Origin of the sequence: Pseudonocardia sp. KRD291 (assembly GCF_019263595.1) — a bacterium.
Classification (GTDB): Bacteria; Actinomycetota; Actinomycetes; order Mycobacteriales; family Pseudonocardiaceae; genus Pseudonocardia.
In genome coordinates this window covers 1-9,537 of sequence record NZ_JADQDD010000248.1, presented here as the reverse complement: position 1 = coordinate 9,537, position 9,537 = coordinate 1, and the positions used below count along the sequence as shown (strand labels likewise).

Here is a 9,537-nt window from a genome sequence, read left to right as displayed (position 1 = left end):
TGGCTCCACGACGCGGAGGGGTGCGGCGCACTGTGGGCCTGGCCTCAAGGGTGGCCGGAGTTACCTATGGGTAGTGCCTGGATGGCAGGATCACGCGCGATCGGACGTCGAACATGGAGGTTTGCAGCGTGGCACGCGAGTTCCGGACGGTCGGGGTTGTCGGCCTGGGCACCATGGGTGCGGGGATCGTGGAGGTCTTCGCGCGGAGCGGCCTGCCGGTCGTCGCGGTGGAGGTCGACGCGGCCGCGGGCGAGCGGGGCCGCGCGCACCTGGAGGCGTCCACCTCCCGTGCGGTCACGCGGGGGAAGCTGACCCAGGAGCAGGCCGACGAGCTGATCGGGCGGATCACCGTCTCGACCTCGCTGGCCGACCTGGCGAGCGCCGACCTGGTGGTCGAGGCGATCCCGGAGAGCCTCGACGCCAAGGCGGAGCTGTTCGCCGAGGTCGACAAGGTGGTCGGCGAGGACACGATCCTCTGCTCGAACACCTCGTCGCTCTCGGTCACCGAGCTGGCCGTGCGTACCGGCCGACCGGGCAAGGTCGTCGGGATGCACTTCTTCAACCCGGCGCCGGTGCAGAAGCTCGTCGAGCTGGTGCGCACCGTGGTCACCGAGCCGGACGTGGTCGACGACGTGAAGGCGTTCGCCGAGTCGCTGGACAAGGTCGCCGTCGTGATCGGCGACCGCGCCGGTTTCATCGCGAACGCGCTGCTGTTCGGCTACCTCAACCACGCCGCGCGGATGTACGAGGAGTCCTACGCCAGCCGCGAGGACCTCGACGCCGGCATGCGCTACGGCTGCGGCTACCCGATGGGCCCGCTGGCGCTGCTCGACCTGATCGGCCTGGACACCGCCTACGAGATCCTCGAGACGATGTACGCGCAGTCGCGCAACCTGCTGCACGCGCCGGCCCCGGTGTTCAAGCAGATGATCACGGCTGGCCTGCTCGGGCGGAAGTCCGGGCGCGGCTTCTACACCTACGAGGCCGCGCACTCCTCCTCGGTGGTGGCGGACAAGCTGACCCCGTCCGCGACGATCCCCGAGGACGCGACCGTGCGCGAGGTCGGCCGGGTCGGGGTCGTCGGCACCGGCACCATGGCCAGCGGCATCGTCGAGGTGTTCGCCAAGGCCGGCTACGACGTGCTGGTCCGCGGGCGCAGCGACTCCAAGGTCGAGGGCTCGATCGGCACCGTGCGCAAGTCGCTGGACAAGTCGGTCGCCCGCGGCCGGCTCGAGGAGGCCGACCGGGACGCGATCCTGGCCCGGATCTCCGGCACCACCGCGCTCGAGGACTTCGCCGACGTCGACCTGGTGGTCGAGGCCGTCGCCGAGGAGCTCGACGTCAAGCGGGCGATGTTCGGCGCCCTGGACGAGATCTGCAAGCCGGGCGCGATCCTGGCCACCACGACGTCGTCGCTGCCGGTCGTCGAGTGCGCCGCGGCCACCTCGCGGCCCGGTGACGTGATCGGCATGCACTTCTTCAACCCGGCGCCGGCGATGAAGCTGGTCGAGGTGGTCTCCACGATCGGCACCTCGCGCGACGCCGCGGCGACCGTCCTCGACGTCTGCCAGAAGCTCAAGAAGGTGCCGGTGAGCTGCGGGGACCGCGCCGGGTTCATCGTCAACGCGCTGCTGTTCCCGTACCTCAACGACGCGGTGAAGATGCTCGAGGCGCACTACGCCACCGCCGACGACATCGACGCGGCCATGAAGACCGGCTGCGCGCTGCCGATGGGGCCCTTCGAGCTGCTCGACGTCGTCGGCCTGGACGTGTCGCTGGCCATCGAGCGCTCGCTCTACTCCGAGTTCCGCCAGTCCGGGTTCGCCCCGGCGCCGCTGCTCGAGCACCTGGTCACCGCCGGACGCCTGGGCCGCAAGACGGGCCACGGGTTCCGGGACTACGCCCGGAAGTAGCGCGATGGCACGCGGACGACGGCCCCGCCCCGCCGAGCGCGGGCGGGGCCGACCCGTGCCGCCGCCGCTCGGCGGGGCGATGGTCACCCGGCGCGAGTCGGGCCGCGACGGCGAGTGGAACGTCCGGCACGTGCCGGGCGGGTCGTCGGTCAAGGACTACCGCTGCCCGGGGTGCGAGCAGCTCGTGGCAGCGGGCACCGGGCACGTGGTCGCCTGGCCGGCCGACGGGTACGGCGGCGTCGAGGACCGCAGGCACTGGCACCTGCCCTGCTGGAACGCCCGGGAGCGCCGACGGCCGGGGTTCCGCAGGCGCTGAGCCCGGGAGCCTTGGGGCCGGGGTGTCAGCTCCCGACGCGAGCGGTCGAACGCGGGGCCGGGGACGGCCGTGCGGGCCGCCCGTCCTGCTCCGGGACGGCGCCGTCGGCAGCGGTCCCGTTCGCGTTCCCGTTCTCCGTGGCCCCCTCGGCCGCGGACGCACCGGCGGCGACGTCGGCATGCCGGGCCCCGGCCGGCCCGCCCAGCACGCCCAGCTCGGCGTCGATGGTGGCCCGGCTGCGGCGCAGCTGGTCGGCGACCTGCCCGCGCAGGGCGGTCAGCTCCTCGACCTTGCGCTGCGCGGCCTCGACGATCTGGGTGGCCGTGCCCTCGGCGTCGGCCTGGGTGCGACGGGCCTGCTCCTCGGCCTCGCTGCGGGTGCGCTGCGCCTGTTCGGCCGCGACGCGGCGGGAGCGCTCGTTCTCCTCGGCCAGCGTGTCCCGCTCGGCGAACAGGGCGCCGAGAGCCTCCTGACGGCGCTGGTCCATCGCGATCTCGAAGTCGCCCTCGACGGTGACCCGGTTCGTCTCGGAATCCGCGTCCAGCCGGGTGCGCTCGGCCTCCGAGGCGCTCTCGGCCTCCCGGATCCGCCGCGCGCTCTCCGACTCGCGCTCCGCGACCTCCCGCTCGACGGTCTCCCGGAGCTCGGTGGTCTCCCGTTCGGTCCGCTCCCGCAGCTCGGCGAGCTCGCGCTCGGTGCTCTCGCGGTGCTCGGCGAGCTCGCGCTCGGTGGTGCTGCGCAGCTCGCCGACCGCGGCCCGCTCGGCCACCAGCTCGGACGCCGACCGCTCGGAGTCGGCCGCGGCGTCGGCGATGAGGCGCTGGGCCTCGGCGCGGGCGTCGGTCACGACCTGGCGGGCGTGCTCCTCGCCCGCGCGGCGCTGCTCGGCGATCTCCGAGTCCGCGCGGGCGTGCATCTCGGCGACCTCGTCCTCGGCCAGCCGGAGCATCGACCGCAGGCGTTCGCTCATGCCCTGGATGCTCTGCGGAGGCCCGGCGAGACGGTTCACCTGCTGCTGCAGAGCCTCCGCGCGGGTCCGGGCGTCGTCGAGTTCGCGTCCCAGTCTCGCGTTCTGCGCGACGGCCGCGTCGCGGTCCGCCGCGAGCATCCGCACCTCGGCGTCGAGCCGGCGCAGATGGCTGTCCACCTGGAGCTGGTCATAACCCCGCCGGGTGATCGTGAATCCGGTCCGGGGAACGGGAGCGTGCTGGTCACCGGCCATGTGCCCCACCGTACCGTCGTCGTGTGTCATTGCGGTGTGTACGCGGCCGGACGCGGTGTGGTTCATACCGAACACAGGCGAGGGCCCCCTCCGGGTGAGCGGAGGGGGCCCTCGCGGTGTCGGCGGAAGCCGGTTCTCAGACGCCGCGGAAGCGGTTGATCGCCTGTAGGTGCTGCTCGCGCAGCTCCGGGTTCGTCACGCCCAGGCCCTCCTCCGGGGACAGGGCCAGCACGCCGACCTTGCCCTGGTGCAGGTTCTGGTGCACGTCGTTGGCCGCCTGGCCGGTCTCGGCCAGCGGGTACACCCGCGACAGCGTGGGGTGGATCATGCCCTTGGCGATCAGCCGGTTGGCCTCCCACGCCTCGCGGTAGTTCGCGAAGTGCGAGCCGACGATCCGCTTGAGGTTCATCCACAGGTAGCGGTTGTCGAACTCGTGCATGTAGCCCGAGGTGGACGCGCAGGTCGCGATCGTGCCGCCCTTGCGGGCGACGTAGACGCTCGCCCCGAACGTCTCGCGGCCCGGGTGCTCGAACACGATGTCCGGGTCGTCGCCGCCGGTCAGCTCACGGATCTTGGCCCCGAAGCGCTTCCACTCCTTGGGGTCCTGCGTGCTCTCGTCGGACCAGAACTTGTAGCCCTCGGCGTTGCGGTCGATGACCAGCTCGGCGCCCATCTTGCGGCAGATCTCGGCCTTCTCCGGCGAGGAGACGACACAGATCGGCGTGGCGCCGCCGTTGAGCGCGAACTGGGTGGCGTAGGAGCCCAGGCCACCGGAGGCGCCCCAGATCAGGACGGTGTCGCCCTGCTTCATGTCCGAGCCGTTGCGCGAGACCAGCTGCCGGTAGGCGGTGGAGTTCACCAGCCCGGGGGCGGCCGCCTCCTCCCAGCTCAGGTGCTCCGGCTTGGGCATCAGCTGGTTGGACTTGACCAGCGCCAGCTCGGCGAGCCCGCCGAAGTTGGTCTCGAAGCCCCAGATCCGCTGCTCCGGGTCCATCATCGTGTCGGAGTGCCCGTCCGGGCTCTCCAGCTCGACCGAGAGGCAGTGCGCGACGACCCGGTCGCCCGCCTTCCACGTGTTCACGCCGGGCCCGGTGCGCACGACGACGCCGGCCAGGTCCGAGCCCACCACGTGGTAGGGCAGGTCGTGCCGCTTGGCCAGCGGCGACATCTTGCCGTAGCGACGCAGGAAGCTGAACGTCGAGACCGGCTCGAAGATCGAGGTCCACACGGTGTTGTAGTTGATGGCGCTGGCCATCACCGCGACCAGTGCCTCTCCCGGGCCGAGCTCGGGGGTCGCGACCTCCTCGAGCCGCAGGCTCTTGCGGGGGTCCTTGTCCCGGGCGGCGAGGCCGGAGAACATCTCGGCGTCCTCGGCCCGCACCGTGACCCCGTTGTAGTGGTCGGGCACGTCGAGCTTGCCGACGCTGTCGAACTCCTCGGCGAGGATGGCGTCGCGGATGTCCTTCACGGCTGGCCTCCGATGGGCAACATTGCTGGGAGTCGGCGGTCGTTTGCTTGGGATACCACAAGTTACTGCGCAGTATGGTACCCGGTGAGGATACGAGGGTAGGGACCAGCGGTCATCGTGATGGATGCCACCGACCCCTGCCACCGTCGTTCGGGCAGGTCCGGGCCGGTCTACCCGTGCGTGGCGCCGGCCGGTTCCACCAGCTCGACGAGCACGCCGCCGGCGTCCTTGGGGTGCACGAAGTTCACCTTCGAGTCCGACGTGCCGCGCCGCGGCTGCTCGTAGAGCATCCGCAGGCCCTTGGCGCGCAGCGCGTCGCCGGCCGCGGCGACGTCGCGGACGCGGTACGCGACCTGCTGGATCCCGGGGCCGTTGCGGCCGATGAACTTCGCGATCGTCGAGTTCTCGTCCAGCGGTGCGAGCAGCTGGACCATCGTGTCGGAGCCGCCCGGCGGGGCGAGCATCGCCTCGCGGACGCCCTGCTCGGTGTTCGTCTCCTCGTGGGTCGAGACCAGCCCGAAGGTGTCGGCGTAGAAGCGGATCGCCTCGTCCAGGTCGGGAACCGCGATCCCGACGTGGTCCACGGCCACGACCAGGGACGTCAACTCGTCAGTGGGTGCCATGAGGGCAGAATGTAGCGTGCCTACTCGTGGGTAGCCGCGTGGAGCGGGCCCTGCGTACCGTGTGTGCGGCTGCTCACCCCCGCCTTTCGACCCGTCTGCAGGGCCGGATCGGTGGGTATCGTGTCCGCACATTCTTCGCCATCGATGCTGCTGGAGGACGCCGTGTCCGGAACCGTGATCGTCGCCGGGGCCCGTACCCCGATGGGCCGGCTGCTCGGCTCGCTGAAGGGCTTCTCGGGCGCCCAGCTCGGTGGGGTCGCCATCAAGGCCGCGCTCGAGCGCGCAGGTGTGGCCCCCGAGCAGGTCGAGTACACGATCATGGGGCAGGTGCTCACCGCCGGTGCGGGCCAGATCCCGGCGCGCCAGGCCGCGGTCAACGCCGGCATCCCGATGGACGTCCCGGCCCTGACCATCAACAAGGTCTGCCTCTCCGGCATCGACGCGATCGCGCTCGCCGACCAGCTGATCCGCGCCGGCGAGTTCGAGATCGTGGTGGCCGGCGGCCAGGAGTCGATGACCCAGGCCCCGCACATGCTCACCAAGTCCCGCGAGGGCACCAAGTTCGGCGACACCACGCTGACCGACCACATGTCCTACGACGGCCTGTTCTGCGCGTTCGACCAGGTCGCGATGGGTGCCTCGACCGAGAAGCACAACGCCAAGTACGACATCACCCGCGAGGACCAGGACGCGTTCTCCGCCCGCTCGCACCAGCGCGCCGCGAAGGCCGCCGGGAACGGCGTGTTCGACGAGGAGATCGCCCCGGTCGAGATCCCGCAGCGCAAGGGCGACCCGGTCACCTTCAGCGCCGACGAGGGCATCCGCGGCGACACCACGGCCGAGGGCCTGGGCAAGCTCAAGCCGGCCTTCTCCTCGGACGGCACGATCACCGCGGGCTCGTCCTCGCAGATCTCCGACGGCGCCGCCGCGGTCGTGGTGATGAGCAAGGCCAAGGCGGAGGAGCTCGGCTTGAGCTGGCTGGCCGAGATCGGCGCGCACGGCGTGGTGGCCGGCCCGGACGCCAGCCTGCAGGAGCAGCCGGCCAACGCGATCGCCAAGGCCTGCGAGAAGGAGGGCATCTCGCCCTCGGACCTCGACCTGGTCGAGATCAACGAGGCGTTCGCCGCGGTCGGGGTCGTCTCCACCCGCAAGCTGGGGATCGACGAGGAGAAGGTCAACGTCGACGGCGGCGCGATCGCGCTCGGACACCCGATCGGCATGTCCGGCGCCCGGATCGCACTGCACCTGGCCCTGAGCCTGCGCCGTCAGGGCGGCGGCGTCGGTGCGGCCGCACTGTGCGGCGGCGGCGGTCAGGGCGACGCGCTGATCGTGCGCGTGCCGAAGGCCTGACCCGACCCCGGCCCACCGGACCGACGACGCTGGAGACGCTCACGTGCCCGCTGCCCAGGACCCGCAGGAACTGGTCACGCGGGCGCGTGAGGGCCAGCAGCGGGCGGTCGCGAAGCTGATCTCGCTGGTGGAGAACGCCAGCCCGCAGCTACGTGAGGTGGCCGCGGCGCTGGCCCCGCACGCGGGTCACGCCCAGATCGTCGGGCTGACCGGAGCGCCGGGGGTGGGCAAGTCGACCACCACCTCGGCGCTGGTCACCGAGCTGCGAGGCCGTGACCTGCGGGTCGGGGTGCTGGCCGTGGACCCGTCGTCGCCGTTCAGCGGCGGTGCCCTGCTCGGCGACCGGGTGCGGATGGGCGAGCACGCGACCGACGACGGCGTGTTCATCCGGTCGATGGCCACCCGGGGGCACCTGGGCGGCCTGGCCTGGGCCACCCCGCAGGCGCTGCGGGTGCTCGACGCGGCCGGCTGCGACGTGGTGCTGGTCGAGACGGTCGGGGTCGGCCAGTCCGAGGTCGACGTCGCGCGGCTGGCCGACACCACCGTGGTCCTGCTGGCACCGGGGATGGGTGACGGCGTGCAGGCGGCCAAGGCCGGGATCCTGGAGATCGGCGACGTGTTCGCGGTGAACAAGGCCGACCGCGACGGAGCCCGGCAGACCGTGCGCGAGCTGAAGAACATGCTGCACCTGCGGGAGGGCGTCGCGGCGTCGGACCACGCCACCGGTACCGAGCCGTGGACGCCCCGGGTGCTGTCCATGGTGGCGGCGCGCACCGAGGGGGTCGACGGCCTCGCCGACGCGGTCACCGAGCACCGGGCCTGGAGCGAGGGCTCCGGCGCGCTGCGCGAACGTCGCAGGCGGCGGGCGCAGAGCGAGATCGAGGCGATCAGCCTGGAGCAGGTGCGTTCCCGGATGGAGGGCCTGCGCGGCGGCGCCGCACTGCCGGCCCTGGCCGACCGGGTCCTGGCCGGTGAGCTCGACCCCTACTCCGCCGCCGACGAGCTGCGGGCCGGCGCGACCGATCTCTGAGCCCCGCGGCCGGGTGAGCCGTCCGAGGTGAGGTCGGCCGACGCCGGGTCGGGGGTGGCTGCTTCGAGGGCGGCGTCGGCGAGGGCGGTGTCGGCCAGGGCGGTGATCCGCGGGGCGCCGATCCGCATGGCCAGCAGCTGCGCGCGGCGTGCGTGCACGGCCGCGTCGGCCGGGCGGCCGTCCCGCAGCAGCGCGGCGGCGAGTGCGGCCGACGCCTCGGCGCGTGCCCGGACCGGGCGGTCCTCGTCGGTGGTGGTGCGCTCCAGCGAGACACGGGCCCGGGCGTCGCCGGCCGCGGCGCGGGTCAGGGTCCGCCGGTGTGCGAGCACGTCGACGTCGAGCGCGATGGCGGGGCGGACCGCGTCGACCGTCCGCCGCTGCTCGGGCCGGATGTCGGACCCGTCCGCGACGCCGGACCCGTCGGGAGCCGCCGAGCCCGGCGCCGGGCCCGGCGGCGCCGCACCGGGGGCCCGGAGCGCGGCCTCGGCGCGCACGAGATCCGACCACTCGTCGGCCGCGTCGCCCAGGAGCGTCCGGGCCCGGTCCGGCTCCCCGGCGTCGAGGAGCAGCCGGGCCCTCGCCGCCCGTGCCCGCGCGGCGAGGTCCGGCCGGCCGGCCTCGTGCGCGGCCGCGCGGGCCGTCCCGTAGCGGGCCCAGGCCCCGCCGGCCCGTGCCCGGTCGCGTTCCAGGTCCCCGGCCAGGAGCGCGGCCTCGGCCAGCACCGTGCAGACGTCGCGGCGGATCTCCTCGGGCAGGACGTGGTCGGCCAGCGCGACCAGGCGCTCGACCTGGGCCGCCAGGACGTCTGCGGCGCCGGCCGGTCCGAGCCGGTGATCGAGGCGGACGGTGGCCTCGAGCTGCTCGCGTAGCAGCGCGAGCGCGGTCGGGTCCAGGGCCCCGGCCTCGGCGAGGGCGCCGGGCAGTGATTCCGGCAGTGATCCCGGCCGAGATCCCGGCGGCTCCGCGAGGTCGGCGGCGGGGCCGCCGGGGACGAGGCCGAGGCCGGCCGCGTCGCGGTCGTAGAGGGCGCCGAGCAGCGTGCGGTACTCCGGCTCGGGTGCGGCGTGGGCGTTCTCCCAGCGGGAGAGCTGCGTCTTCAGGCTCGCCGGCCCGGCGACGGCGACGCCCGTGCGTTCCGCCAGGGCGGACAGCTCACGGGCGGCGTCGGCCTGGGACCAGCCGCGCTCGTGACGGGCGGCTCGCAGCAGCGGCCGGCCGCCGACCGGCGGAGGGCGCCCGCCTGCCCGGCCGGAGCCTGCCCGGCCGGAGCCTGCCCGGCCGGAGCCTGCCCGGCCGGGGCCCGGGGTCGTCGCCGGGCCGGATCGGGGGCTCGGCGACGTCACGCGCCGAATTCTGTCGGTGGCCCCACCTACTGTCAACGCGGGCGACGCAACAGGTCGTCAACGGGGTCGGGAGGACGGCATGGACGTGACGTCGTACGTGGGGTGCGCGCTGCTGGCCGCGGCCGCCGGGGGAGCGGCCGGGTGGTGCACGGTCCGGCGGATGCTCGGTGGCGCCCGGCGCTTCTCCGGCCGGAACCACGGTGCGGGAACCATGCGCGGGTGGCCCGGTCCGGGCCGCGCGCACGGGGACCGGACGCACGGGGACCGGACGC

General features: G+C 73.5%; 9 protein-coding genes. 5 read left to right on the top strand and 4 right to left on the bottom strand.

The features are described from left to right. Positions 1-128 precede the first annotated feature (128 nt). Both I4I78_RS25580 and I4I78_RS25575 read left to right on the top strand, forming a co-directional pair. Complete coding sequence (locus I4I78_RS25580; protein WP_218614044.1) at positions 129-1,913, top strand: 3-hydroxyacyl-CoA dehydrogenase family protein; 1,785 nt, start codon at positions 129-131, stop codon at positions 1,911-1,913. A 4-nt stretch (positions 1,914-1,917) separates the two neighbouring features. Then, positions 1,918-2,229: a hypothetical protein gene (locus I4I78_RS25575; RefSeq protein WP_374225917.1), complete on the top strand. Its 312-nt coding sequence runs from the start codon at positions 1,918-1,920 to the stop codon at positions 2,227-2,229. A gap of 25 nt (positions 2,230-2,254) precedes the next feature. Here I4I78_RS25575 and I4I78_RS25570 read toward each other — a convergent pair whose 3' ends face one another. The 3 genes from I4I78_RS25570 to mce form a co-directional block, all read right to left on the bottom strand. Continuing rightward, positions 2,255-3,451 carry a hypothetical protein gene (locus I4I78_RS25570; protein ID WP_218614043.1) on the bottom strand — a complete coding sequence of 399 codons (1,197 nt, stop codon included), beginning with the start codon at positions 3,449-3,451 and terminating at the stop codon, positions 2,255-2,257. Positions 3,452-3,587: 136 nt separating this feature from the next. Further along, complete coding sequence (gene ccrA / locus I4I78_RS25565; protein ID WP_218614042.1) at positions 3,588-4,919, bottom strand: crotonyl-CoA carboxylase/reductase; 1,332 nt, start codon at positions 4,917-4,919, stop codon at positions 3,588-3,590. A 170-nt stretch (positions 4,920-5,089) separates the two neighbouring features. Further along, positions 5,090-5,542, bottom strand: a complete 453-nt coding sequence (mce, locus tag I4I78_RS25560; protein WP_218614041.1) for a methylmalonyl-CoA epimerase — start codon at positions 5,540-5,542, stop codon at positions 5,090-5,092. A gap of 162 nt (positions 5,543-5,704) precedes the next feature. Here mce and I4I78_RS25555 point away from each other — a divergent pair, with 162 nt between their 5' ends. Both I4I78_RS25555 and meaB read left to right on the top strand, forming a co-directional pair. Beyond that, the gene (locus I4I78_RS25555) at positions 5,705-6,892 is read left to right on the top strand and encodes an acetyl-CoA C-acetyltransferase (RefSeq protein WP_218614045.1); all 1,188 of its coding nucleotides are present in this window, start codon (positions 5,705-5,707) and stop codon (positions 6,890-6,892) included. A gap of 43 nt (positions 6,893-6,935) precedes the next feature. Then, positions 6,936-7,922, top strand: coding sequence for a methylmalonyl Co-A mutase-associated GTPase MeaB (meaB, locus tag I4I78_RS25550; RefSeq protein ID WP_218614040.1), 987 nt, complete (start codon positions 6,936-6,938; stop codon positions 7,920-7,922). Here the strand turns inward: meaB and I4I78_RS25545 are convergent. Next, positions 7,877-9,265: a helix-turn-helix transcriptional regulator gene (locus I4I78_RS25545; protein ID WP_218614039.1), complete on the bottom strand. Its 1,389-nt coding sequence runs from the start codon at positions 9,263-9,265 to the stop codon at positions 7,877-7,879. The genes meaB and I4I78_RS25545 overlap by 46 nt on opposite strands. 79 nt (positions 9,266-9,344) lie before the next feature. Between I4I78_RS25545 and I4I78_RS25540 the strand changes: the two genes are divergently transcribed. Beyond that, on the top strand, positions 9,345-9,537 hold a 193-nt coding region (locus I4I78_RS25540; protein ID WP_218614038.1), incomplete at its 3' end, for a hypothetical protein.

Coding starts and splice junctions, on each gene's coding strand:
- mce (WP_218614041.1), bottom strand. CDS start 5,542: ATGGCACCCACTGACGAGTTGACGTCCCTGGTCGTGGCCGTGGACCAC.
- I4I78_RS25570 (WP_218614043.1), bottom strand. CDS start 3,451: ATGGCCGGTGACCAGCACGCTCCCGTTCCCCGGACCGGATTCACGATC.
- I4I78_RS25575 (WP_374225917.1), top strand. CDS start 1,918: ATGGCACGCGGACGACGGCCCCGCCCCGCCGAGCGCGGGCGGGGCCGA.